This is a genomic window from Micromonospora zamorensis (assembly GCF_900090275.1).
Classification (GTDB): domain Bacteria; phylum Actinomycetota; class Actinomycetes; order Mycobacteriales; family Micromonosporaceae; genus Micromonospora; species Micromonospora zamorensis.
This window is the reverse complement of the sequence record NZ_LT607755.1, coordinates 1,693,235-1,717,736: the sequence shown is the minus strand read 5'-3', so window position 1 is coordinate 1,717,736 and position 24,502 is coordinate 1,693,235. Positions and strand designations below refer to the sequence as shown.

Here is a 24,502-nt window from a genome sequence, read left to right as displayed (position 1 = left end):
GGTGCCCCGAGCTGGATCGGGTGCTGGACCGGCGGACCGGCGGCCGGCGGGCGTGCCGTCGGCAGGCGGCACCGCGCGGCCGGGCTCGACGGGCTCGGGGCCCGGTCGGCGGCCCGGCGCTCCGGCGTCCGGTCGGCGCAACGGCGGCATCGCGTCCGGGTTACCCCCGGGCGTGGCAGCGTCCGGACGGCGACCGGTCGGACCGGCAGCATCCGGACGGCGACCGGTCGGGGCGCCGGAGGTCGGAGGGCCCACGGGTGGGCCGGGCGGAACCGCCGCGGGGCGGGAGCGGACCGGGCCGCCGGGCGCGTCGGGGCGAGGCCCCGGTGGGCCGGCCGGGTCGCCGCCAACTGGTCGGGCGGTGGGTGGCGCTGGTGGTACGGCGGCACGCGCAGCGGGTGCCGGCTGCACTCCTCGGCGCGCCGGCTGGCCCGGGGCGGGTGCACCGGGGCTGGCCGCGGGTGGCCGCTCATCCGGGTGGCGGCCGGCGGGCGGCGCCTCCCCCGGCCAGGGACCGTCGACCGGTCGACGCGGGCCGGCACCCGGGTCGGTCTGGCGCGGCGCGGGTGGAGCCGGGGCCTCCGGCGGCACCGGAGCACCGCCGCGTCCACCGGCCGGCGCTGCCGGCGTACCCGTACGCGGCCCCGCCGGTGCGGCCGGCGCACCCGCAGCGGGACGGCTCGGCTCCGCCGGGGCGCCGTCCGGGCCCAGCTCGGTGCGTTGCTGCTTGGCAGAGCGCAGGTCGTCGATCCAGCCGAACTCCTCGCCGGCGACCGGCTCCTCGGGCTCGGGCTCGGCGGCCCGCCCCCGACCCCAGCGACGCGTCTTGGCGCGGGGATCGCGCCGCTCGTCCGGGCCCTCGTCCGGGCGGTCCCCACCACGCGATCTCACTGTTGACCCTCTCCTGCGGCATCAGTGCCGCTGTCCTGCATCGTGCCGGGTGCGCCCGTGCCGGTCGCCGGGCGACCGGTCTCGCCAGGTAGCGCCGACGCGGCCTGTGCCGTTACAGGTGGCTCGGCTGTCGGAGTGTCCGGACGGGCGGTCGGAGCCGGCAGACCCCGCACGATCCGGCGCAGCAGCGGCAGCCGGGTGGCCACCGACCGTTCGGCGCCGTGCGGGCTGGGCTGGTAGTAGTCGGTGCCCACCAGGTCGTCCGGGACGTACTGCTGGGTGACCACACCGCGTTGGTCGTCGTGCGGGTAGCGGTAGCCGGTGCCGTGGCCCAACCCTCGGGCGCCGGCGTAGTGCGCGTCACGCAGCCCTCGCGGCACGGGACCGCCGCGACCGGCCCGCACGTCGGCGATCGCGGCGCCGATGGCGGTGGTGGCGGAGTTCGACTTGGGCGCCGTCGCCAGGTGGATCACCGCCTGGGCAAGGTTGAGCTGCGCTTCGGGCAGACCGACGTACTCGACGGCGTGCGCCGCGGCGGTGGCCACGCTCAGGGCCCCGGGGTCGGCCATGCCCACGTCCTCGCTGGCGAAGATGACCAGGCGGCGGGCGATGAACCGGGCGTCCTCGCCGGCGACCAGCATGCGGGCCAGCCAGTGCACCGCGGCGTCCACGTCCGAACCGCGCATGCTCTTGATGAAGGCGCTGACCACGTCGTAGTGGGCGTCGCCGTCGCGGTCGTAGCGCACCGCCGCCACGTCGACGGCCTGCTCGGCGGTGGCGAGGTCGATCCGCCCGGCGCCGAGCGCCGTGGCGGAGGCCGCCGCCGCCTCCAGTGCGGTGAGTGCCTTGCGGACGTCACCGGCGGCCAGCCGGACCAGGTGGTCCTCGGCCTCCGGGGTCAGGGTCAGGGCGCCGTCCAGCCCGCGCTTGTCGGTGACAGCGCGGCGCAGCAGGCCCCGCACCGCCGCGTCGTCCAACGGTTGCAGGGTCAGCAGCACGCACCGCGACAGCAACGGCGAGATGACCGAGAAGTACGGGTTTTCGGTGGTCGCCGCCAGCAACGTGACAGTACGGTCCTCGACGGCGGCGAGCAGCGAATCCTGCTGGGTCTTGCTGAACCGGTGCACCTCGTCGATGAAGAGCACGGTCTGCGGGCCGCCCGAGCGGCGCTGGCGGCGGGCCGCCTCGATCACCGCCCGCACGTCCTTGACGCCGGCGGAGAGCGCCGACATGGCGACGAATCGGCGGTCGGTCGCCCCGGCCACCAGGTGCGCGATGGTGGTCTTGCCGCTGCCCGGCGGGCCCCAGAGGATCACCGACAGCGGGGCGCCGCCGGAGACCAGCTGCCGTAGTGGGGCGCCGGGGGCGAGCAGGTGGTCCTGACCGATCAGCTCGTCGAGGGTCACCGGGCGCATCCGGACGGGCAGTGGCGAGTCGTCGGCCACCGCGGTGAAGCCGTCGACACCGGCGGGGCCGTCGGGCGCGCTGCGCGACCCGGCGGGTTCACCGAGGGAGAAGAGGGCGTCGGACTCCATCACGAAGACAGTACCGGGCCGGGCCCACGACGCCGGAATCGCGCCGTGGGCCCGCCACCGGTGATCGGTTCCGGTCAGCCGCGACCGGGGCGACGGCCCCGGTACCAGCGGCCGCCGCCACCGCCGCCACCGCTGCGCGGGCCGCTGCCCACGCCGGCCAGGTAGAGCGAGAGCAGGAGCAGCCCGATGAGCACGAGGGTGTTCCAGTTGAACAGGTCAGGTGCGCCGAAGTCGGTGTTGAGCAGATCGAGCAGCAGGGCAAAGCCAAAGACGATGGCCGCGAGAATGGCGAGCATGTCGGTCCTCCGGTGGGGGTTCCCAGTAGGTCGGCGCGTGATGTACCCAATCGGTCCACTCGTCAATCTCCACGGTGGATCTGGTTGCGTCGCCGCTGCCCGGCGCGGGCGTCGCACCGCCGGCTCCTAGGCTGGTGAGCATGATCATCGACGACCCGGTGCTCCAGGACACCCGTGCCATCCTGGCCGCCGTCGGCCACCACCCGTTCGCCCGGCACGCGCTCGGACCGGGCACACCGGCTCGCGGTTACCGGCGCAACGGCGCCGTGGTGTGGAAGGTGTCGCCCGAGCACGGGCCGGCCGGCTGCGGGATCGGCCCGGCCCGGGCGGCGATCGAGACCTGTGCCGCGTTGGCGGCCGACGGGCTGCTGCAACCGGGGCAGCGGCTGCACCTGCCCCGCCACGATCGCGGTCTGCTGGCCGACCGGCTGACGGTGACCGAGCACCGCGACTGGGACTTCCACTGGACCGACACGGCACCGCCGGCACAGGCCGACGAGCACCGGGTGGTGCGACTCGCCGAGGCGGACCGTCCCGCGCTGGAGGCGCTGATCGACGTGGCGTTCCCGAGCAGCACCTCCCGCCCCGGAGACCCACGGGTGGTGGCCTGGTACGGCATCCGGGCAGGCGACCGGCTGGTGGCCTGCGGCGCGGACCGCAGTCAGAGCGACGTTGGCTTCCTCGCCGGCCTGACCGTTGCCCCGGACCAGCGGGGTCGGGGCCTGGGTGCCGCCCTGACCGCCGGCATGACCCGGGCGCTGCTGGCTCACCACGACACCGTCGCGCTGGGCGTCTACACGGACAACGTCGGGGCCGCACGCCTCTACCGTCGACTGGGCTTCACCAACACCCTCCCGCTCAGCTCGGTCCGCCTCGGGTGAGAGGCGAGGTGCCCCTTGCCGTGACAGGGGCACCTCGTCCTCACCGGTCGGCCGGTACGGGAACCGCCGTCGGCTCGGCGGCGGGGGCGCGGCGCCCGGCCAGCCAGGCGGGCAGGTAGAGCGGGGCGGCGACGGCGAGCGCCACCGCGCCGACCACCATCGCGGTGCTGATGCTTGTGGCGGCGGCGAGCGCGGTGAGCACCACCCCGCCGAGGGCGGCGGCCGGCTGCGCCATCATCGAGTTCAGCGAGAGCACGCTGGTCCGGTACGGGCCGTCGACCTGCCGGTGCAGCAGCCCACTGTGCAGCGGGTTGGACGCGCCGTGCACGGCGTAGCAGGCCAGGTACGCCACCAGCACGCCGACCGGCCCGGCGAACAAGCCCATCCCGACCACCGTCACGCCCTGGAGGATGCGCAGCAGGGCCGCACCCGGCGCGGCGCCGAACCAGCGCAGCAGCAGTGGGGTCAGTGCCGCACCGGCCGCCGAGGCGAGCCAGGCGGCCGAGTTCGCCGGCCCGAGCAACGCCGCCGCGCGTTCCGGATCACCGATCACCTCGGCGAGCCGGACCGGCAGCAGCGACTCGAAGGTGACCATGCCGAAGCCCCAGAACAGCTCGACGGCCACCAACGCCAGCAGCACCCGGGAGCGACGCAAGAGCCCGACGGCCTGGCCGATCATCCGGGGCGCCTGGACCACTGAGGCCCGCAGCGCCGCGAACCCGGTTGCCGGCCGCTCTTCGACAAGCAGCACGACCAGCGCGACGAGCGCCGCCGCCTGCGCGACGATGGCGGCCAACACGGGCACCGTGAGCGCGCTGACCGGCCCGATCGGGCCGAGCGCGATGAGACCGCCGCTGAGCAGCGCGCCACCACCGATCGCACCGCCGATGACGGTGCCGGCGTACCCGAGGCCGCGCTCGTACTCGGCCTCCGGGTCGGCGGCCAGGGTGGCGTCGACGTACCAGGACTCCAGCGGGCCGCTGTCCAACGCCCGGTAGACCCCCTGCAGGGCCCAGACCACGAAGAACAGCACGAACGAGTCGGCCACCGCGAACAGCGCCAACGAGGCGAGGTTGATCGCTCCGGCGGCGAGCAGCACCGGCCGGCGGCCGAGTGCGTCGGCGAGCCCGCCGGTGGGCAACTCCAGCGCCAGCACCAGCAGGCCCTGCGCGGTGCCGACCAGGCCGATCTGCGGCAGCGACAGGCCACGCTCCTGCATCAGCAGGATCATGACCGGGATCATCAGACCCGTCGGCAGCCAGCGCAGGCCGTAGAGCGTGAGGTAACGATTCCGGACCTGGCGTACGGTCAGCGCGCTCACGACGACACCTCCGTTCGCGTCTGCGGGGCTCGCACACCCGGCTCACTCCTCGCGCTCACCAGCGCTCGTCCAGACGAGGGAAACCGGCCAGGAACACGTGCACGGGTTTGACGTCCGGGGCATCGGTCGCGGCTTCGTCGCGGTAACGCATCAGCACCGCCCAGAGGTCGTCGCTGAGAGCACGTAGTCGGGCCGGGTCGAGCGGCAGCACCAGGTCACTCATCCCGGCGGCGTCGCGCCAGGCCGGAGACTGGTGGTGCTCGACGGCCATCCAGCGCTCGGCCAGCTCACCCATGAGCCGCACCTGGTCGGCTTGGATCCACTGCACGGCGGCGCGGGTGTCCGGGTCTTCGTCGAAGTCGGTGGGGTCGAAGTGACTCATGTCGTGCGCGGCCTGCCACCAGCGCTGCCGACTGGTGCCCCGGTCGGGATCCTCGGCCACGAGCCCCACCTCGGCGAGTTGCCGCAGGTGGTAGCTGGTCGCGCCGGTGTTGGTGCCCAACTTCTCGGCGAGGGCCGTCGCGGTCGCCGGGCCGTCGATGCGCAGCGAGCCGAGCAGCCGCATCCGCAGTGGGTGGGCCAGCACGCGAACCTGCCGGCCGTCCAGATCGACGCGCCGTGGCTCGGTGCGGCCGTCGGGTGGGGGGTTCTCCATGACTGCACACTATCTCTGCACACTTCCTATGCACAAGAGTTGTGCATAGGAAGTGTGCAATGGCGATCAGGGTGCCAGGAGTTCGCGTACCCCGCGCAGTCGCGTGCGCAGCAGGCCGACGGCGCGAGCGGAGTCGAGGCGTACGTCCAGGGGGCGGGACAGGCCGACGGCGGCCCCGGTGGTGGTCTTGAGTCCGGCCGGGTCGAGGCCGAACCGCTCGGCGACCAGCAGACCCAGCTCGGCCCGGCTGACCGCGTCCGGGCCGGCCACGTTGAGCACACCGGCGTACGTCGAGGCGACCAGTTCCAGTACGGCGTCCGCGAGGTCGGTGACGTCGATCGGGCAGCGCAGCTCGTCGCTGAACAGGACGGCCCGGCCGGCGAGCGCCTCCCGGCAGAGCTGGATCTGCTTGCTGCCCTCCCCCAGGATCAGCGAGGTACGCACCAGGGCCGCGCCGGGGTCGATCGCCCGTACGGCGGTCTCGGCGGCGGCCTTCGCGGCGCCGTACGCGTGCACCGGCGTGGGCGGGTCGTCGTCGGCGTACGGCGTGGGTCGGCCGGCGTGCAGCGCGTCACTGGACACGTGCACCAGTCGGGCGCCCGCCTCGGCGGCGGCGACCGCCACGTTCGCGGCACCGTCGGCGGTGACCGCCCAGTCCCCGTACCGATAGGGGGTCCCGACCACGGCGTCCGGCCGCACCTCGGCGACCAACGCGCGCACGGCGGCCCGGTCGGTCACGTCCAGCCGACGCTCCTTAACGCCCGGCACGGCGATCTCACCGGAGTGGAACGTCCCCACCACCGACCACCCGGCGCGAACCCCCCGCCGACAAACGGCACGCCCGAGTAACCCACTACCCCCGACAACAAGCACCCGCATCCCAGCCCACTCCCCCACCGACGATCAAGAGGTTTGCGTCATCTCGCGGGGCGATGATGACGCAAACCTCTTGATCAACCAAGCAGGAGCGGGGGTCAGACCGGGTCGGCTACCGGGGCTGCGGGGCCGGCCGTTCCCGTGTGGGCCGTTGCGGGCGGCTTGGGCTTGGCGTCGATGCCGGCCTCGGCGCGCTGCTGGGCGGTGATCGGGGTGGGAGCGCTGGTCAGCGGGTCGAAGCCACCCCGGGTCTTCGGGAAGGCGATGACCTCGCGGATCGAGTCGGCGCCGGCGAGCAGCATGCACACCCGGTCCCAGCCGAAGGCGATGCCGCCGTGCGGCGGCGCGCCGTACTTGAACGCCTCCAGCAGGAAGCCGAACTTGTCCTGCGCCTCCTCGGGGGTGATGCCGAGCAGGTCGAAGACCCGCTTCTGCACGTCACCACGGTGGATACGGATCGACCCGCCGCCGATCTCGTTGCCGTTGCAGACGATGTCGTACGCGTAGGCGAGCGCGCGGTCCGGAGCCTCCTCGAACCGGTCGACCCACTCCGAGTTCGGCGACGTGAACGGGTGGTGCACGGCCGTCCAGCCGCCCTCGTCCGTGCGCTCGAACATCGGCGCGTCGACCACCCAGCAGAACGCCCAGGCGCTCTCGTCGATCAACCCGGTCCGCTTGGCGATCTCGACGCGGGCCGCGCCCAGCAGCTCCTGCGCCTCCCGGGTGGTGGCGCTGGCGGCGAAGAAGATCGCGTCGCCCGGCTTGGCGCCGACCGTGTCGGCGAGCCCGCCCAGGTGCTCGGCGGAGAGGTTCTTCGCCACCGGGCCACGCGCCTCGCCGGTCTCGGCGTCCAGCACCACGTACGCCAGGCCGCGCGCGCCGCGCGCCTTGGCCCAGTCCTGCCAGCCGTCCAGCTCCTTGCGGCTCTGCGCCGCACCACCCGGCATCACGACCGCGCCGACGTAGCCGCCCGCGTCGATCGCCCCGGCGAAGACCCGGAACTCGGTGCCACGCAGGTAGTCGGTCAGCTCGGTCAGCTCGACCCCGTAGCGCAGGTCCGGCTTGTCGGAGCCGTACCGGGCCATCGCGTCGTGCCAGGTGATCCGCGGGATCGGCTGGCTGATCTCGTGCCCGGCCAGGTCCTTCCAGAGCGCCGACACGATCGCCTCGCCGAGGTCGATCACGTCGTCCTCGGTGACGAACGACATCTCGATGTCGAGCTGGGTGAACTCGGGCTGCCGGTCGGCGCGGAAGTCCTCGTCGCGGTAGCAGCGGGCGATCTGGTAGTACCGCTCCATACCGCCGACCATCAGCAGCTGCTTGAACAGCTGCGGCGACTGGGGCAGCGCGTACCAGCTGCCGGGCTGAAGTCGCACCGGGACCAGGAAGTCACGGGCGCCCTCGGGCGTCGAGCGGGTCAGCGTCGGCGTCTCGATCTCCAGGAAGTCACGCTCGTGCAGCACGCCCCGGGCCAGGTGGCTGGCACGCGAGCGCAGCCGCAGCGCGTTCGCCGGGCCGCTGCGGCGCAGGTCCAGGTAGCGGTACCTGAGCCGGATGTCGTCGCCGGCCTCGATCTGGTCGTCCACCGGCAGCGGCAACGGCGCCGCCTCGGAGAGCACCTCCAGGTCGGCGACGGTCACCTCGACCTCACCGGTGGGCAGCTCCGGGTTCTCGTTGCCGGCCGGTCGGCGGGTCACCTCACCGACGACCTTCACGCAGAACTCGTTGCGCAGCGCGTGCGCATCTTCCTCACGGAACACCACCTGGACAACACCGGAACCGTCGCGCAGGTCGACGAAGATGACCCCGCCGTGGTCGCGCCGGCGGGCCACCCAGCCGGCGAGCGTCACCGTCGAGCCGGCGTCCGCGGCGCGCAGGCTTCCGGCATTGTGGGTACGGATCACGGCTGGCAACTCCTCATCGTGGAACAGTCCTCACCGGCATTCTGTCAGGGGTGGCCGCCCTGCCTCCGGGGCACCCGGCAGCCCGACGCGATTCGCAGGTGGGGCAGCCCGGCGAACCCGGCTCGGGCAGCGGCCATGCCGGTTAACGTGGCGAAATGCGCGCCGTACCGAACTGGGCCGTCGCCACGGCGGCTGCCGCACCCCTGCTGCTGGTGGCCGGCTGGACGGTCGCGGAGGCGCGGCAGCCCGCCGGTTACGACCCGATCCGGGACACCATCAGTGAGTTGGCCGGGCAGGAGGCCGTCGACGCGTGGATCATGATCACCGCGCTGGTGCTGCTCGGGTGCTGCTACCTGGCCGTCGCCGCCGTGCTGCACGCGGCCGGATTGCCCAGCCGTTTCCTGCTCGCCGTCGGCGGGGTGGCGACCATCGCGCTGGTCGCGTTCCCCCGCCCCACTGTCGGCGGTTCGCTCAGCCACGGCATCGCGGCGACAGTGGCGGTGCTCGCCTTGGCGCTCTGGCCGGCCGGATCGGCACTGTGGCTTCCGCGCGGACACGACACCGAGCACCCGAGCAGGCCGGACCCGCCCTGGGCGTTCCGTCGGGCGGTGGGGCTGAGCGCCACGGTGGTGCTGCTCGCGCTCTTCGGGTGGTGCGCGTACGAGGTGACCAGCGGGTCCCGCACTGGGCTGGCCGAGCGGGTGACGGCGGTGGCGGTCTCACTTTGGCCACTGCTGGCCATCCTCTCCGCCCGGCGGGCGCACCTGGCCTGGGCCGTCGGCGGTGCGACAGCCATCGGTCCGACGTTGCCGACCGGCGGCGTCATACCCCCGGATCCGCTCGGGCCCACAATCGGGCCCGCTCCTCGAGGGCCCGATCGGCTGCCGTAGGTCACGGTGTGTCGGCCCGAATGCCAGGCCTCGGACCCGGGAGTGGGGCCGTTCGCACCGCTACGCTCACCCGATGTCCGCCGTTCCCCGCTGGGCCCTGCTGTCGGCCGCTGGCGCACCGTTGTTTCTGATCGGGGGCTGGACGCTGGCGCAGGCCGCCCAACCCGACGAGTTCGACCCGGTCCGGCAGACCATCAGCGCGCTCGCCGCCGCCGACGCCGACCAACGCTGGATCATGACGGCAGGGCTGGTTGGCCTGGGCATCTGTCACCTGGCAACCGCACTCGGCCTGGTCGTCGCGGCACCGGCGGGTCGTGGGCTGCTCGCCCTGGGCGGCCTTGCCACACTGGTTCTGGTCGCGTTCCCGCAACACCCGGGAGGCGGCTCGACGACGCACGTCGTCGCCGCTGGGGTGGCGTTCGTGGCGTTGGCTGTCTGGCCCGCCCTGGCGGTGCCCCACCGAGCGGCGCCGACGGTGCCCCGTCGAGCGGCACCGCCCCTCGGCCGAACCCGGCGCGATCCACCGGACGGGTCGGCTCCGCGCGTCCGCTGGACAGCGCTCGCGGTGACGACGGCGCTCCTCGGACTGCTCGGCTGGTTCGCCGTCGAGTTCTTCACCGACGGCGCGTGGATCGGGTTGACGGAGCGGCTGGTGGCGGCCGCCGAGGCGGTCGTACCGCTGGCCGCCGTGCTCGCCGCACTGGCCTCTGGGCGGCGGCCGGGCTGACCGCTCGGCGCCGCTCTTTTCTGAGGTACGCCGAGCGCGCCGCGGACGGCGGGTAGCCAGGACAGCGAACGGGCCGCCGGAGAAATCCGGCGGCCCGCTGGCGGTGACTGGATCAGAAGACGCTGACGCCGTAACGGCTGAGCGCCTCGGTGACCGGCTGGAAGTAGGTCGTGCCGCCGGTGCGGCAGTTGCCACTGCCGCCGGAGGTCATGCCCAGGGCGGTGCCACCGGCGAACAGCGAGCCGCCGCTGTCGCCCGGCTCGGCGCAGACGTTGGTGCGGATCAGGCCGGAGACCGAGCCCTCGGCGTAGTTCACCGTGGCGTTGGTCGCGTTCACCGAGCCGCTGCGCAGGCCGGTGGTGCTGCCGGAACGCTGCACCGACTGGCCGACCGACGCGTTGCCGGAGCCGGTGATGTCGCGGAAGCTGCCGTTGTAGAGCGACACGTTGCCGGCCGCGTTGGCCGAGTTGCTGTGCCGCACGATGCCGTAGTCGTTACCCGGGAAGCTCGTGCCGGTACGGGTGCCGATCAGCGAGCTCTGGGAGGAGTTCGAGTACCAGCTGGACGCGATGTTGGTGCAGTGCCCGGCCGTCACGAACGAGTAGGTGCTGCCACTGCGCACGTTGAAGCCGAGCGAGCAACGCCCGCCCCCGCCGGCGTAGATGGCCTGACCGCCGGAGATCCGGGTGCTCAGCACGCCGGCCTCGGCCTCGACCCGGACCGCGCCGTTGGCCCGCGCGGCGGCGGCCTTGACCCGCTCCAGCTTCGCACCGGTGACGGTGCTGTCCACGGAGACGACGACCTGGTTGGTGACCGGGTCACTCCACCAGGCGGTGCCCGGGATCTTGGCGGACCGCTCCAGGTCCGCGGTGGCCCGGTTGAGCTCGCCGGCACCACGGGTGACGTAGCGGACGACGGCGCCGGCCTTGCTCGCCTTGCTGGCGGCGGCGGCGTCGGTCACCGTGACGACGGACTTGCCGCTGGCGTCGATGTACGAGCCGGCGGAGCGGTCACCGAGTGCCGCGGAGAGCGCCGCGGCGGCATCGGGCGAGGCGGCGGGAGCGGCCTGGGCGGGTGCGCCGATGAGCGCGCCGACGACCAGGGATCCGGACACGGCGACGGTGGCCGCGACGCGGAACGAGGACCTCGTGGGTCGCATGTAACAAACCTCCTGGGCGGGGGGACGGGTCACGCCGGGGGGAACGGCTGACCCGAGGGCAACCCGGCCGATCTGCGAAAACCGGTCGAGTGAACTGAAGTATTCACATACTTAAGATCATTGACAAGGCTTGGTTTCGCCCGGATTTGCCGATCTTGGCAGGCCGCAATGCCGCAACACCCCTGACACGCTGGTGAACAACCACCGTCACACCCGCATGGTTTCTCGCGCGCACGATCGTCGATACCTTCCCCGACACCGGATGCCGGGTGGGTGGGGGCGCCGCGTGTCAGGGCGTACGGCGGCGGGCGCCGGGGCCTGGGCGCGGCACCACATCGCGCGGCTGGTCCACGTCGTGCCCCTCGGCGCAGCGCAGGTCCACACGAACCGGAGCGCCACAGTCGCGGTGAGCGACGCTGAGCGGCGGACCCTCCGGGCCAGCGAGGTACCGGTCGCCCCAGCCGAGCACGGCGACCAGCACCGGCCACAGGTCCAGGCCCTTCTCCGTCAGCCGGTACTCGTGGCGCAACCGGCTGCCCGGCTCCCGGTACGGCTCACGGCTCAGCACGCCCTGTTCGACCAGAGTGGCCAGCCGGTTGGTCAGCACCTGACGCGGGATGCCGGTGCGCACCCGCATGTCGTCGAACCGGCGTACGCCGGTGAACACCTCGCGGAGCACCACCAGGGTCCACCGCTCACCGAGGATCTCCATCGCGCGGGCGATGGTGCAGTTGTCCACCGACCAGTCCAGTGCCGCGGGTCGCATCCGACCAGGCTAGGTCTCATTGACAGACTCAGCAACCTGCTGCCAGGCTGCGTCCATGACGCAGACGCAGGAACCGGCGCGCAGCCGGACCTTCAGCTGGGCGGACCCGGCGGCCAACGCCGCCCAGATCGGCCGACGCAGCGGCATCGACATGCTGCGGGCGATGATCGCCGGCGAGCTGGCCGCGCCGCCGGTGATGCACCTACTCGACATGAGCCGGATGGAGGCCGACGAGGGCCGGGTCAGCGTCGAGTTGACCCCGCAGGAGTTCCACTACAACCCGCTCGGCACCGTCCACGGTGGCGTTCTCTCGACGCTGCTGGACACCGCCGCCGGGTGCGCCGTGCACACCACCCTGCCCGCTGGCGTCGGCTACACCTCGCTGGACCTGAACGTGAAGTTCCTCCGCCCAGTCACTGTCGACAGCGGCACGCTGCGCTGCGAGGGCACTGTGCTGCAACGTGGCCGGCGTACGGCCCTGGCAGAGGCCCGCATCACCGACGCGGACGCCCGCCTGATAGCCCACGCCACCAGCACCTGCCTGATCCTCCCCCTCCCCTAACCCCACCTCCCCTTGAGTTGATCAAGAGATTTCGGTCAGGAAACGGGCTCACGGTGACCGAAAGCTCTTGATCAACCCGGTGGGGTGGGGGTGGGGGCGGGGGGGTGGGGGTTTAGCGGAGGGCCAGGCGGGCGGCTCGGGCGTCGCGCTTTTCCTCGAAGCGGCTCGCGGCGCGCTCCAGGTTGTCCAGCTGGCCGGCGAGCTGCTCGCGGGCGGCTTCGCCGTCGGCGTTGAGGCCGGTCACGTTGAAGACGTCCCACTGGCGCAGCACCGGCTGCAGCACATCGTCGCGGTGCTGGCGCAGGTCGTAGATGCCGGCCAGGGCGATCGCCACCGACTTGCGGGCGAAACCGTCGATGCCGCTGCCCGGCATCTGGAAGTCGGCCACCACGTCGGCGACGGCCCGCATGGCCTGACTCGGGGCCAGCTCGAACGCGGCGGCGAGCAGGTTGCGGTAGAAGACCATGTGCAGGTTCTCGTCGGCCGCCACCCGGGCCAGCAGCGCCTCACAGGCGGGGTCGCCGGTGGCCTTGCCGGTGTTGCGGTGCGAGATCCGGGTGGCCAACTCCTGGAACGAGACGTACGCCAGCGAGTGCAGCACCTCGTCGCCGTGGGCGTTGGTGTAGCCCTCGGACATGTGCGTCATCCGGGCCCGCTCCAACGCCACCGGGTCCACGGCCCGGGTGACGGTCAGGTAGTCGCGGATCGCGACGCCGTGCCGGCCCTCCTCGGCGGTCCACCGGTGCACCCAGGTGCCCCACGCGCCGTCGCGGCCGAACAGGGTGGCGATCTCGTGGTGGTACGAGGGCAGGTTGTCCTCGGTCAGCAGGTTCACGATCAGCGCGGTGCGAGCCACGTCCGGGATGGTCGAGTCGGTCGGCGACCACGCCTCGCCGCCGAGCGGCCCGTCGAAGGTCCGCCCTTCGCTCCACGGCACGTACTCGTGCGGGAACCACTCCTTGGCGAGCGTGAGGTGGCGGTCGAGGTTGCGTGCGACCACCGGCTCCAACTCGACGAGGAGAGCGGTCTGACTGAGTGTGGTGCTGACGGTCACAAGAAACTCCCTACGGTGGCGTAACTTACGCTACCGTAGGTCCCCGCGGCCGTCAGCGCCAGTGGAGAGACTCACCCAACAGTCGGCTTGAGGTCCTCCAGAGGGGGCATCCACTCCTGCGCACCGGCCGTGAGCTGCTCACCCGAGCGGATGTCCTTCACCTCGTCCGGCGCTCCGTCGACACCGGGGAACCAGACGTACGGGATGCCGCGCCGCTCGGCGTAGCGGATCTGCTTGCCGAACTTCGCCGCGCTCGGCGACACCTCGGTCGGCACCGCGCGCCGCCGCAGCGCCTCGGCCACCCGGTTGCTGGCCGTCCGCTGCTCCTCGCTGGTCACCGCGACGAGCACGGCGGTCGGCACCTCCCGGGACACCGACAGCTCCCCCGCGCCGAAGAGCAACCCGAGCAGCCGGGTCACCCCGATCGAGATTCCCACCCCGGGGTACGAGACGGCGCCGGCGGTGGCCAGGTTGTCGTACCGGCCGCCGGAGCAGATCGAGCCGAACCGCTCGTAGCCGCGCAGCTGCGTCTCGTAGACGGTGCCGGTGTAGTAATCCAGGCCACGGGCGATGCGCAGGTCCGCCACGCAGAGGCCGGGAGAGTGCTCGGCGGCGGTCTCCACCACCCGGACCAGCTCGTCGATGCCCTCGTCGAGCAGCGGGTCGCTCACCCCCAGCGCGCGGACGGCGTCGGCGAACGAGGCGTCCGGGGCGGAGATCTCGGCCAGCGCCAGGCACGCCTTGGCCTGCGCCTCGCTCGCCCCGGCGGTCTGGGCCAGCAGGTCGGCCACCTTCGCCGGGCCGATCTTGTCGAGCTTGTCCACCGCGCGCAGCGCCGCCTCCGGGTCGGTCAGCCCGATGCCCCGGTAGAAGCCCTCGCAGATCTTGCGGTTGTTGACCTGGATCGTCACCGGCGGGATCGGCAACGAGCGCAGCGCGTCGCCGATGACGAGGGGCATCTCCGCCTCGTGGTGCGGGGCCAGGGTGTCCCGGTCGACGATGTCGATGTCGGCCTGCACGAACTCCCGGTAACGGCCCTCCTGCGGCCGCTCACCGCGCCACACCTTCTGGATCTGGTAGCGGCGGAACGGGAACGCCAGCTTGCCGGCGTTCTCCAGCACGTACCGGGCGAACGGCACGGTCAGGTCGAAGTGCAGGCCGAGCTGGTCGTCACCACCGGAACCCTCCGCGTCGGCGTGCAGCCGCCGGATCACGTAGACCTCCTTCGAGGTCTCGCCCTTGCGCAGCAGCTGGTCCAGCGGCTCCACCGCGCGGGTCTCCAGCGGCGCGAAGCCGTACAGCTCGAAGGTGGCCCGGATCCGGTCGAGCACGAACTGCTCGATCATCCGCTGACCGGGGGTCCACTCCGGGAAACCGGAGATGGGCGTGGGCTTGCTCATCGGCGTACTCCTTGCGGTGCCGCGCCCGCGGCGCGGTGGTGTCGTGGGTCCGCGCGCGGCGCGGAGAAGGTCTAGAGGCCCCGGGTGGGCGCCGGTCGGCCGCCGCCGACCTGCGCCACCTCGATGAGGTACGGGTTGCTGGCGCGCTCGCGGCCGATGGTGGTGGCGGGGCCGTGGCCAGGCAGCACGACGGTGTCGTCGGCCAGCGGAAGGATCTTGTCGCGCAGGCTGGTGAGCATGGCCGGCATGCTCCCGCCCGGCAGGTCGGTGCGGCCGATCGACCCGGCGAAGAGGACGTCACCGGAGAGGCACAGCTCGTCGGCCTCCCAGTCCGACCCCGCGCCGGGCAGCCGGAACAGCACCGACCCGCCGGTATGGCCCGGGGCGTGGTCGACGGCGATCTCCAGGCCGGCGAGCGTGAGGGTGGCGCCGTCGGTCAGCTCCGCCACGTCCTCCGGCTCGGTGTAGCTCAACCGACCGCCGAAGAGCGACGTCAGGTCGGCCGAGAGGCCCTTGGACGGGTCGGCCAGCATCTCCCGGTCGCCCGGGTGCACGTAGGCGGTGACGCCGCGCGCACCACAGACCGGCGCGACCGAGAAGGTGTGGTCGAGGTGGCCGTGAGTGAGCAGCACGGCGGCCGGATGCAGGCGGTGCTCGGCGAGCAGCGCGTCGAGCTGGTCGAGCACCCCGATCCCGGGGTCGACCACCACGCACTGCTCCCCCGGCGCGGTGGCAACCACGTAGCAGTTGGTGCCGAAGGCGTCCGCGGGAAAGCCGGCCACGAGCACAGGCGCTGTCCTTTCCGTCGAGCAGCTGTCGTCCTGCCAGCAGCCTAACGGGCGTGCCGAGCGACTTTGCCGCGTCCGCCCCTCGCGCCCCGTACGGCACAGTGACAACGCCCGATAAGCGCTGCTCGGGATGGGGTGGAACCTCGTACACCACATTCCCAGTCGCTAGCCGTACACTCTGGCGGGCGTGTGGCGCGACACACGTGACGCCCGGACGGGCCGGGACGCCCGGTCGCCGGCGACGACCAGGTAGAGGAAAGGGGAGCACGGGTGGCTTCCAGCAGGGACCGGCAGCGCAAACTGGCGCGGGAAAAGCTCGACCGGCAGTTGGCTCGCCGGGCTGCCGCGACGCGGCGCCGTCGGCAGATCCAGGCCGGTGTCGGTGCCGCCCTGATCCTCGTGTTGGTGGTGGCCGGCTCGGCCTGGGCGCTCGGGGCGTTCGACTCCGACTCGAAGCAGAACACCGCCGCGGAGGAGACCTGCCTCTGGACGCCGCAGGACGCCACGGCCAACACCAACCTGAAGGACGTCGGCACGCCGGCGACCAAGGATCTGCCCACCGACGGCACCCGGGCGATGACGGTGACGACCAACCAGGGCGCGCCGATCACCGCGGAGCTGAGCCTGACCAACTCCCCGTGCGCGGCGGCGAGCATCGCCCACCTGGCGAGCCGGTCGTTCTACGACAACACCAAGTGCCACGAGATCACCACCGAGGGCGCGCTGCACTGCGGCGATCCCAGTGGCACCGGCCTCGGTGGGCCCACCTACTCGTTCTACGACGAGGAGGTGCCGACCGTGCCGTCGGCGTCCCCGTCGGCCAGCCCGGCCCCCGGCCAGCCGCCGACGTACCCGAAGGGCACCGTGGCGATGGTCTCCAACCCGCCGGGCAGCAACGGCAGCCAGTTCCTGATCTTCTTCAAGGACTTCACCACCGCCGACCCGAAGTACCCGGTGATCGGCCGGGTGACCGGCGGGCTGGACGTGGTGGAGAAGATCGGCGCCCTCCCGACCGTGGACAATGGGACCGGGGCCAAGGTCAAGCCCAGCACCGACGTGACGATCCAGAGCCTCACGGTCGGTGAGCCGGTCACCGGCGCCGCACCCCCGGCCTCCGGCGCCCCGGCCAGCAGCCCGAGCGCCGGCTGACCGGGCGCCACCACCCACCCCAAGCGGCACTCAGCAGCAGACAGCCCAGGAGGATCCAGGCGTGACGTCCACCAGAGAGCGGCAGCGCGCGGCGGCACGCGCCCGGCTCGAGAAGGAGATGGCCGAGCGGTCGGCCAAGGCCCGCAAGCGCCGGCAGACGCAGGCGATCGTCAGCGCGGCTGCCGCGTTGGTGCTCGTGGTCGCCGGCACCGTCTGGCTGGCGATGAGCCTCGGCGGCGACGACGACGACAAGAACGACACCGCCGCGCCCGCGGCCGGGGCGTCCGAGTGCGTGTTCAACGCGCTGCCGGCCGAGCAGCGGCCCCCGCAGATCAAGGACGTCGGGGTGCCGAGCAACGAGCAGTACGCCAAGGGCGTGCAGACCATGACGATCGACACCAACCTCGGCCCGATCACGGCCAAGGTCGACCGGTCGCTGGTGCCGTGCACGGCGGGCAGCTTCACCTACCTGGCGGAGAAGAACTTCTTCGACAACACCAAGTGCCACCGCCTGGTGACCGAGGGCATCAAGGTGTTGCAGTGCGGTGACCCCAGCGCCACCGGCAACGGCTGGCGGGAGACCGACGGTCAGGGTGGTCCGAGCTACCGCCTGCCCGAGGAGAACCTGCCCACCGACAAGCGCCCGCCGTACCCGGAGGGTGTCATCGCGATGGCCAACTCCGGCCAGCCGGGCAGCACCGGCAGCCAGTTCTTCATCGTCTACGGCGACTCGCCACTGGACCCGGCGTACACGGTGCTGGGCACCATCACCGGTGGCCTGGACATCGTCAAGGACGTGGCCAAGGCCGGCGACGACGGGGCTTTCGCCCAGCAGGCCGGCGGTGGCCACCCGAAGAAGGAGGTCGTCATCAAGGACCTCACCATGAGCAACCCGCAGGGCTGACCCCCGCGCGCACGACGAAGCGCCCGCCGGCTGAGCCGGCGGGCGCTGTCGTGTCCGGGGTACGCGTCAGGCGCCGGAGGTGACCCGGTACGCGTCGAAGACGCCGTCGACCTTGCGGACCGTGGCCAGCAGGTGGCCTAGGTGCTTCGGGTCGGCCATCTCGAAGCTGAACCGGCTCACCGCCACCCGGTCGCGGGTCGTGGTGACGGTCGCGGAGAGGATGTTGACCCGCTCGTCGGAGAGCACCCGGGTGACGTCGGCCAGCAGCTTGTGCCGGTCCAGTGCCTCGACCTGGATCGCGACCAGGAACGTCGAGGCGGAGGTGAGCTTCCAACTCACCTCGACCACGCGCTCGCTCTGCGCCCGCAGGTCCTCGGCGTTGGCGCAGTCGTCGCGGTGCACGCTCACCCCGCCGGAGCGGGTGACGAAGCCGAACACCGAGTCCGGTGGGACCGGGGTGCAGCAGCGGGCCAGCTTGATCCAGACGTCGCTGACGCCCCGCACCACCACACCGGGGTCGCTGCTGCTCTGCCGGCTGCGCGGTGGCCGGGTGGCGACGGCGGTCTCGGCGATGTCCTCCGCCGCCCCCTCCTCGCCGCCGTACGCGGCCATCAGCTTCTGCACCACCGACTGCGCGGAGACCTGGCTGTCGCCGACCGCCGCGTAGAGCGAGGCCACGTCGGCGAGGTGCAGGTCCCGGGCGATCGACATCAGCGCGTCGGAGGTGAGCATCCGCTGCAACGGCATGCCCTGCTTGCGCATCGCCTTGACGATCGCGTCCTTGCCGGCCTCGATCGCCTCCTCGCGCCGTTCCTTGTTGAAGTACTGCCGGATCTTCGTCCGGGCGCGGGGGCTCTTGACGAAGCCCAGCCAGTCCTGCGTGGGGCCGGCCGTCTCGGACTTCGACGTGAAGATCTCGATCACGTCGCCGTTGGACAGCGTCGACTCCAACGGCACCAGCTTGCCGTTGACCCGCGCCCCGATGCACTTGTGCCCGACCTCGGTGTGCACCGCGTACGCGAAGTCCACAGGCGTCGACCCGGTCGGCAGCGGGATGACGTCACCCTTCGGGGTGAAGACGTACACCTCCTGGCTGGACAGGTCGAAGCGCAGCGCGTCCAGGAACTCGCTCGGGTCGGCCGCCTCACGCTGCCAGTCGAGCAGCTGCCGCAACCAGGTCATCTCGTCGATGTGTGCGGGCGGGCCGACGATCTGGGTGCCCTTGTGCTCCTTGTACTTCCAGTGCGCGGCGATGCCGAACTCCGCGGTGCGGTGCATCGCGTACGTGCGGATCTGCATCTCCACCGGCTTGCCGGTGGGCCCGATGACAGTCGTGTGCAACGACTGGTACATGTTGAACTTGGGCATCGCGATGTAGTCCTTGAAGCGGCCCGGCACCGGCTGCCAGTTGGCGTGGATGACACCCAGCGCCGCGTAGCAGTCCCGAACCGTGTCGACCAGGATCCGCACCCCGACCAGGTCGTAGATGTCGTTGAAGTCCCGACCCCGCACGATCATCTTCTGGTAGATCGAGTAGAGGTGCTTCGGCCGCCCGGTGGTCTCCGCCTTGATCTTGGCGGCCTTCAGGTCGGTGCCGACCTTCTGGGTGACCTGCCGCAGCAGCGTCTCGCGCTGCGGCTGGTGCTCCCCGATCAGCCGGTTGATCTCCTCGTAGCGCTTCGGGAACAACGTGCCGAAGGACAGGTCCTCCAGCTCCCACTTGATCGTGTTCATACCGAGCCGGTGCGCGAGAGGCGCCAGGATCTCCAGCGTCTCCTTGGCCTTCTGCTCCTGCTTGGGGCGGGGCAGGAAGGTCAGGGTGCGCATGTTGTGCAGCCGGTCAGCCAGCTTGATCACCAGCACCCGGGGGTCCTTGGCCATCGCCACGACCATCTTGCGGATCGTCTCGGCCTTGGCCGCGTCACCCAGCTTGACCTTGTCGAGCTTCGTGACGCCATCGACCAGGAGGGCGACCTCGCCACCGAAGTCGGCGCGCATCTGGTCGAGGGTGTATTCGGTGTCCTCGATGGTGTCGTGCAGCAGGGCGGCGACCAGCGTGGTGGTGTCCATCCCCAGGTTGCCGAGGATGGTCGCCACCGCGAGCGGGTGGGTGATGTACGGGTCGCCGGACTTGCGGTACTGCCCGGAGTGCCACCGCGCGGCCGTGTCGAAGGCGCGCTGCAGCAGCCGGGCGTCGGCCTTGGGGTGGTTGTCCCGATGGCTCGCGATCAGCGGCTCCAGCACCTCGCTGACCTGCGAGGTCTGCCAGGGCGCGTTGAACCGGGCCAGCCGGGCCCGCACGCGCCGGCCGGTGGGCGCGTTGGACAGCCCGAAGCCACCGCTCGGCGACGGGTCGATGCCCGCGTCGGTCGGGAACGGCACGACAACCCCGTCGGCGCCGGGCGCGGCCTCGACGCTCGGCGGGCCGCTGATCGGGCGGACAGTGGTCTCGCCCGCAGCCCTGCCGGAGCCGTTGCCGGTGCCCGTCACCCGGGCCGGCGCATCGCCTGACCGGTCAGTCACCGAGCCGTCAGCGTCGCCTGTCGGGTGCACCGTGCCCTCCGCCGGAGGGACGACATCGTGGGACACCGGCCTCCTCACCGCTCGCCGGAAACACACCGACCGAACATCGGCCGGCCTGGTCTCGCCTCGCCGGACGTGTGCGGCCGGCGTCAGCAAAGGGCAATGCTACCCGCACCGGAGGCCACCTGCCGCTCCGCCGGACGGTCGACGCCGGCAGTGTCCGCCGGATCTGGGATCAAACGGTCAGCCGCGTGTCTAACTGCTCAAACGGTCAGCAGGGCGTGCACCGGACGCTGCGCCAACCGCTCGCGCCCGCCCAGGAACCCGAGCTCCAGCAGGACCGTGAAGCCGGTGACGGTGCCGCCGGCCCGCTCGACCAGGTCCAGCGTCGCCTCGGCGGTGCCGCCGGTGGCCAGCACGTCGTCGACGACCAGGACCCGGTGCCCGGCGGTGAAGGCATCCTCGTGCACCTCCAGGGTGGCCTCGCCGTACTCCAGGGCGTAGGACACCGAGTGCGCCGGACGGGGCAGCTTGCCGGCCTTGCGCACCGGCACCACGCCCACCCCGGCCGCGTAGGCGACGGCCGCCGCGACGACGAAGCCGCGCGCCTCGATGCCGACCACCACGTCGAAGGCGTCCCGCCCGTGGTACGCGACGATCCCGTCGATCACCTCACGGAAGACCTTCCCGTCGGCGAACAGCGGCATCAGGTCCTTGAACAGGACGCCGGGCTTGGGGAAGTCGGGCACGTCCAGCACCCGGCTGGCGACCAGTCGGGCGGCCTCCGGGCCGCTGTCCCCGCGCGCCTCGGTGCTGTGGGTCTCCGTCACGGCTGTTCCGCTCTCCTTCAACGACGACGGCGTCCGGCAGTGCTGCTCACACAGCATGCCGGACGCCGTTCGGGTGTTTCCGTTCGGGTCAGCGCCGCTTGGCGCCACCCGGCCGGTTGCCGCCGCCACCCGGGCGACCGCCCCGGGCACCGGTCGGCCGCTTGCCCGCCGGCCGGGCGCCCACCTTGGGGGCGGCGCCCGCCAGCGCGGCGGCGTCCGGGTCGAGCGGCTCGTCGGTCGCGTCGGCCTGGGCCGGGCTCGCGGCCCCCTTCGGGGTGACCTCGCCACGGGCCAGGGCGCCCCGACGGGTCAGGACGCGCTTGTTGTGCGCCTGGATCCGCGGGTCGTAGTTCTTCAGCAGCGCCAGCAGCGGGGTGGCCACCAGGATGGAGGTCAGGAACGCCACCGCCATACCGACGAACAGCACCAGGCCGAGGTCCTTCAGCGTGCCGGCGCCGAGCAGGCCGGCACCGATGAAGAGCAGACCGCCGACCGGCAGCAGGGCGACCACCGAGGTGTTCAGCGACCGCATCAGGCTCTGGTTGACGGCCAGGTTGGCCGCCTCGCCGTACGTCTGGTTGTTGTTGGCGGTGATGCCCCGCGTGTTCTCCTGCACCTTGTCGAAGACCACCACCACGTCGTAGAGCGCGAAGCCCAGGATCGTGAGGAAGCCGATGATCGTCGACGGGGTGACCTCGAAGCCGACCAGCGAGTAGATGCCGGCGGTGAGGATCAGGTTCGTGATCAGCGAGGCGACCGCGGCGACCGCCATCCGCCACTCGAAGCGCAGGATCAGGTAGACCATGACCAGCGCGATGAAGATGACCAGACCGAGCACGGCCCGCTCGGTCACCTGGCTGCCCCACGCCTCGCTGACCTGGTTGCTGCTGATCTGAGCCGGGTCGATGCCGAGGTCCTCGGCGATCTGGGCCTTGACCGCAGTGGTCTGGTCGGCGTCGAGCTGCGCCGTACGCAGCTCATAGGTGTCGCCGCCGGTGCCGCCGACCTTCTGTGCGGTGGCCACCGTGACGCCGGTGTTCTCCGTGGCGAGGGCCGAGTTGACCTCCCGCTCGGCGTCCTCCAGGGTGCCGACGCTGGCCGGCACCTGGAACGAGTTGCCGCCGGCGAACTCGATGCCGAGGCTGAAGCCACGCAGCCCGAAGCTGAGGAGCGCGATCAGGATCAGGACCCCGGCGACGCCGAACCAGACCTTGCGCTTGCCGACGACGTTGAGACCGGCTTCGCCGTTGTAGAGGCGGCTCGCCAGACCGTTTTCAGCCATCTCAGGCCTCCTTGGCGCGCGGGTTGCGGGGCTGAGTCGGCTGGTTGCGGGCCGGAAGCGCCCGACCCAGACCGCTGACCCGCGGGGACAGGAACGCCCGGGTCCGGGCGAACATGGTCATGATCGGGTGGCGGAAGAGGAAGACCACGACCAGGTCCAGGACCGTGGCCAGACCGAGGGCGAACGCGAAGCCCTTGACCGTGCCGACCGAGACCACGTAGAGCACCACCGCGGAGAGCAGGGTGATCGCGTTGGCCGAGATGATCGTCCGGCGGGCGCGGATCCAGGCACGGGGCACCGCGCTACGCGGGCTGCGCCCCTCCCGGATCTCGTCCTTCAACCGTTCGAAGTAGATGACGAACGAGTCCGCCGCGACACCCAACGACACGATCATGCCGGCGATGCCGGCGAGGGTGAGCGTGAAGCCGATCTGCCGGCCGAGCACCACCAGCGCGCCGAAGACGAGCAGCGCGGAGAGGATCAGGCTCAGGAAGATCACCGAGCCGAGCAGCCGGTAGTAGAAGAACGCGTAGATGATGACCAGCAGCATGCCGATGCCGGCCGCGAGCAGACCGGCGCGCAGGTGGCTGGCACCCAGCGTGGCGGTGACGTTCTGCGCCTCCTGCTGCTCGAAGGTCACCGGCAGCGCGCCGTAGCGCAGCTGACCGGCCAGCGTGCTGGCGTCCTTCTGGTTGAAGTTGCCGGTGATCTGCGAGTTGCCGGTCAGCACGGCCTGGATCTCCGGGGAGGAGACGATCTCGTTGTCCAGCACGACGGCCACCCGGCACTTGCCGTCCTGACCCAGCGCGGTCGCGTCGCAGGCCTGACCCTCGTTGTTGAACGCCTCACGGGTCAGCGCCGTCCACTTGCCCTGGCCGTTGCCGGTGAAGTCGAGGCTGACCACCCAGGCGTTGGTCTGGTCGAGCACCGCGTCGGCGTCGGACACGTCGGTGCCCAGCACCTTGGCCTGGTCGAGCAAGTACTTCGAGGCGCCGTCCTCGCAGGAGACGACCTGCTGCTTCGCGTCCGAGATCGACGCCGGCGGGCGGGCGTCGAGCTGCGCGCAACCGATGGTCGGCACGTTGAACTGCATCTGCGCCGGCAGCACGGCGACCTCTTGCGGCGTCAGCGTGCCGAACGGCTTGAGCTTGTCGGCCAGCGAGGGGTCGGACGCCAGGTCGGCGGGGGCCTGCAGACCGTTGGCGGCCTGCCAGGACGCGGCGCCCACCTTCTGCTCGACGGCCTTGCGCTGCTGCTCGATGCTGGCCGGCACCGGCTCGGTGCTGGCGCTCGCCGTGGGGGCGGCGGCACTCGGCGAGGCGGACGCGGACGGGGTCGGCGTGGCGCTCGGCGACGCCGGGGCCATCCCGCCCTGACCACCGCTGGGCGAGGAGGTCGCCTTCGGCGCGCCACTGCCCGACGGGGTCGGGACCGCGCTGCCGGACGGGGTCGGCACGGCGCTGCCGGACGGGGCCGGCGTGGCGGCCGGCGGCGGCACGGCGGCCGTCCCGCTGCCGTCGGCGGCCTTGAGGACCTTGCGGAAGCGCAGCTCGGCCGCTTCGCCGACGTCGTCGAGGTTGCGGTTCTCACCGGGCAGGGAGATGACGATGTTGCGGTTGCCCTCGGTGACCACCTCGGCCTCGGCCACGCCGAACGCGTTGACGCGGCTCTCGATGATCTGGCGGGCCTCCTCGAGGTTCTCCGCCGTCGGAGGCTTGCCGTCGACGCTGTTCGTCGCCTCCAGCGTCACCCGGGTCCCGCCGATGAGGTCCAGACCGAGCCGGGGCTCGAGCCGGTCCTTCAGGCTGCCGCTGGCACCCGAGAAGAACACCAAAAGGTAGAGGACGACGAAGATGAACCCGAGCACGGCGAGCTGCCGCCCGGGGCGCATCTGTCCCTGAGGTGGTGCCACGGCTGTCCTGTCTCCCTGTACGGTCGCGCCGCTGCGCGCAGCGGCGGCGGGTGTCGGGCCGGGGGTCCCGGCCGACGGGTCGGCCCTGGGCCGACGAGGTGCCGACACGAGGACCGGTCACGCCGGCGTGGGGACGCCGACGGTCACGGGAACGTGCCGACGCCCGGCGTCGACCCAACTATCCAGTTTTCACGTCT

At 72.0% G+C, this 24,502-nt stretch carries 21 protein-coding genes; 6 read left to right on the top strand and 15 right to left on the bottom strand.

Annotated elements, in window-relative coordinates; all coding sequences use genetic code 11:
• Positions 1 to 887: 887 nt before the first annotated feature.
• On the bottom strand, positions 888 to 2,426 hold the full coding sequence (locus tag GA0070619_RS07710; protein ID WP_088947433.1) for a replication-associated recombination protein A: 1,539 nt from the start codon (positions 2,424 to 2,426) through the stop codon (positions 888 to 890).
• A gap of 74 nt (positions 2,427 to 2,500) precedes the next feature.
• On the bottom strand, positions 2,501 to 2,722 hold the full coding sequence (locus GA0070619_RS07705; protein WP_088947432.1) for a hypothetical protein: 222 nt from the start codon (positions 2,720 to 2,722) through the stop codon (positions 2,501 to 2,503).
• Between the two features lie 140 nt (positions 2,723 to 2,862).
• On the opposite strand from GA0070619_RS07705, the gene GA0070619_RS07700 reads away from it, so the two are divergent.
• A complete protein-coding gene (locus GA0070619_RS07700) occupies positions 2,863 to 3,603 on the top strand; it encodes a GNAT family N-acetyltransferase (RefSeq protein WP_088947431.1) in 741 nt (246 codons plus the stop codon).
• Positions 3,604 to 3,643: 40 nt separating this feature from the next.
• Here the strand turns inward: GA0070619_RS07700 and GA0070619_RS07695 are convergent, their stop codons facing one another.
• From GA0070619_RS07695 to aspS, 4 genes are all read right to left on the bottom strand, one after another.
• Positions 3,644 to 4,924, bottom strand: coding sequence for an MFS transporter (locus tag GA0070619_RS07695; RefSeq protein ID WP_088947430.1), 1,281 nt, complete (start codon positions 4,922 to 4,924; stop codon positions 3,644 to 3,646).
• A gap of 55 nt (positions 4,925 to 4,979) precedes the next feature.
• Complete coding sequence (locus GA0070619_RS07690) at positions 4,980 to 5,579, bottom strand: winged helix-turn-helix domain-containing protein (RefSeq protein WP_088947429.1); 600 nt, start codon at positions 5,577 to 5,579, stop codon at positions 4,980 to 4,982.
• Positions 5,580 to 5,645: 66 nt separating this feature from the next.
• Positions 5,646 to 6,458: a sugar nucleotide-binding protein gene (locus tag GA0070619_RS07685; RefSeq protein WP_088947428.1), complete on the bottom strand. Its 813-nt coding sequence runs from the start codon at positions 6,456 to 6,458 to the stop codon at positions 5,646 to 5,648.
• Between the two features lie 95 nt (positions 6,459 to 6,553).
• Complete coding sequence (gene aspS, locus GA0070619_RS07680) at positions 6,554 to 8,359, bottom strand: aspartate--tRNA ligase (protein WP_088947427.1); 1,806 nt, start codon at positions 8,357 to 8,359, stop codon at positions 6,554 to 6,556.
• A gap of 155 nt (positions 8,360 to 8,514) precedes the next feature.
• On the opposite strand from aspS, the gene GA0070619_RS07675 reads away from it, so the two are divergent.
• Positions 8,515 to 9,249 carry a DUF998 domain-containing protein gene (locus GA0070619_RS07675; RefSeq protein ID WP_088947426.1) on the top strand — a complete coding sequence of 245 codons (735 nt, stop codon included), beginning with the start codon at positions 8,515 to 8,517 and terminating at the stop codon, positions 9,247 to 9,249.
• Between the two features lie 73 nt (positions 9,250 to 9,322).
• A complete protein-coding gene (locus GA0070619_RS07670; protein ID WP_088947425.1) occupies positions 9,323 to 9,976 on the top strand; it encodes a DUF998 domain-containing protein in 654 nt (217 codons plus the stop codon).
• A gap of 112 nt (positions 9,977 to 10,088) precedes the next feature.
• Here the strand turns inward: GA0070619_RS07670 and GA0070619_RS07665 are convergent, their stop codons facing one another.
• Together GA0070619_RS07665 and GA0070619_RS07660 are read right to left on the bottom strand one after the other, a co-directional pair.
• Positions 10,089 to 11,135: a S1 family peptidase gene (locus tag GA0070619_RS07665; protein ID WP_088947424.1), complete on the bottom strand. Its 1,047-nt coding sequence runs from the start codon at positions 11,133 to 11,135 to the stop codon at positions 10,089 to 10,091.
• A gap of 289 nt (positions 11,136 to 11,424) precedes the next feature.
• Positions 11,425 to 11,901 (bottom strand): winged helix-turn-helix transcriptional regulator, encoded by a 477-nt coding sequence (locus GA0070619_RS07660; RefSeq protein WP_088947423.1) that lies wholly within the window; start codon positions 11,899 to 11,901, stop codon positions 11,425 to 11,427.
• 55 nt (positions 11,902 to 11,956) lie between these two features.
• Between GA0070619_RS07660 and GA0070619_RS07655 the strand changes: the two genes are divergently transcribed.
• The gene (locus GA0070619_RS07655) at positions 11,957 to 12,463 is read left to right on the top strand and encodes a PaaI family thioesterase (protein ID WP_088947422.1); all 507 of its coding nucleotides are present in this window, start codon (positions 11,957 to 11,959) and stop codon (positions 12,461 to 12,463) included.
• 112 nt (positions 12,464 to 12,575) lie between these two features.
• Here the strand turns inward: GA0070619_RS07655 and GA0070619_RS07650 are convergent, their stop codons facing one another.
• The 3 genes from GA0070619_RS07650 to GA0070619_RS07640 form a co-directional block, all read right to left on the bottom strand.
• A complete protein-coding gene (locus tag GA0070619_RS07650) occupies positions 12,576 to 13,517 on the bottom strand; it encodes an acyl-ACP desaturase (RefSeq protein ID WP_088947421.1) in 942 nt (313 codons plus the stop codon).
• A gap of 71 nt (positions 13,518 to 13,588) precedes the next feature.
• Positions 13,589 to 14,917: a histidine--tRNA ligase gene (gene hisS, locus GA0070619_RS07645; RefSeq protein ID WP_088947420.1), complete on the bottom strand. Its 1,329-nt coding sequence runs from the start codon at positions 14,915 to 14,917 to the stop codon at positions 13,589 to 13,591.
• Positions 14,918 to 14,988: 71 nt separating this feature from the next.
• Positions 14,989 to 15,705, bottom strand: a complete 717-nt coding sequence (locus GA0070619_RS07640) for an MBL fold metallo-hydrolase (RefSeq protein WP_088947419.1) — start codon at positions 15,703 to 15,705, stop codon at positions 14,989 to 14,991.
• A gap of 270 nt (positions 15,706 to 15,975) precedes the next feature.
• Between GA0070619_RS07640 and GA0070619_RS07635 the strand changes: the two genes are divergently transcribed.
• Positions 15,976 to 16,854 (top strand): peptidylprolyl isomerase, encoded by an 879-nt coding sequence (locus tag GA0070619_RS07635; protein WP_088947418.1) that lies wholly within the window; start codon positions 15,976 to 15,978, stop codon positions 16,852 to 16,854.
• A 61-nt stretch (positions 16,855 to 16,915) separates the two neighbouring features.
• Positions 16,916 to 17,758 carry a peptidylprolyl isomerase gene (locus tag GA0070619_RS07630; RefSeq protein ID WP_088947417.1) on the top strand — a complete coding sequence of 281 codons (843 nt, stop codon included), beginning with the start codon at positions 16,916 to 16,918 and terminating at the stop codon, positions 17,756 to 17,758.
• 66 nt (positions 17,759 to 17,824) lie between these two features.
• Here the strand turns inward: GA0070619_RS07630 and GA0070619_RS07625 are convergent, their stop codons facing one another.
• From GA0070619_RS07625 to secD, 4 genes are all read right to left on the bottom strand, one after another.
• A complete protein-coding gene (locus GA0070619_RS07625) occupies positions 17,825 to 20,347 on the bottom strand; it encodes a RelA/SpoT family protein (protein WP_088947416.1) in 2,523 nt (840 codons plus the stop codon).
• 197 nt (positions 20,348 to 20,544) lie between these two features.
• Positions 20,545 to 21,111 carry an adenine phosphoribosyltransferase gene (locus GA0070619_RS07620; RefSeq protein WP_088951624.1) on the bottom strand — a complete coding sequence of 189 codons (567 nt, stop codon included), beginning with the start codon at positions 21,109 to 21,111 and terminating at the stop codon, positions 20,545 to 20,547.
• 88 nt (positions 21,112 to 21,199) lie between these two features.
• Entirely contained in the window at positions 21,200 to 22,393 is a 1,194-nt protein-coding gene (gene secF / locus GA0070619_RS07615) for a protein translocase subunit SecF (RefSeq protein WP_088947415.1), read from the bottom strand.
• 1 nt (position 22,394) lies between these two features.
• Entirely contained in the window at positions 22,395 to 24,305 is a 1,911-nt protein-coding gene (gene secD, locus GA0070619_RS07610) for a protein translocase subunit SecD (RefSeq protein WP_172862000.1), read from the bottom strand.
• Positions 24,306 to 24,502 lie beyond the last annotated feature (197 nt).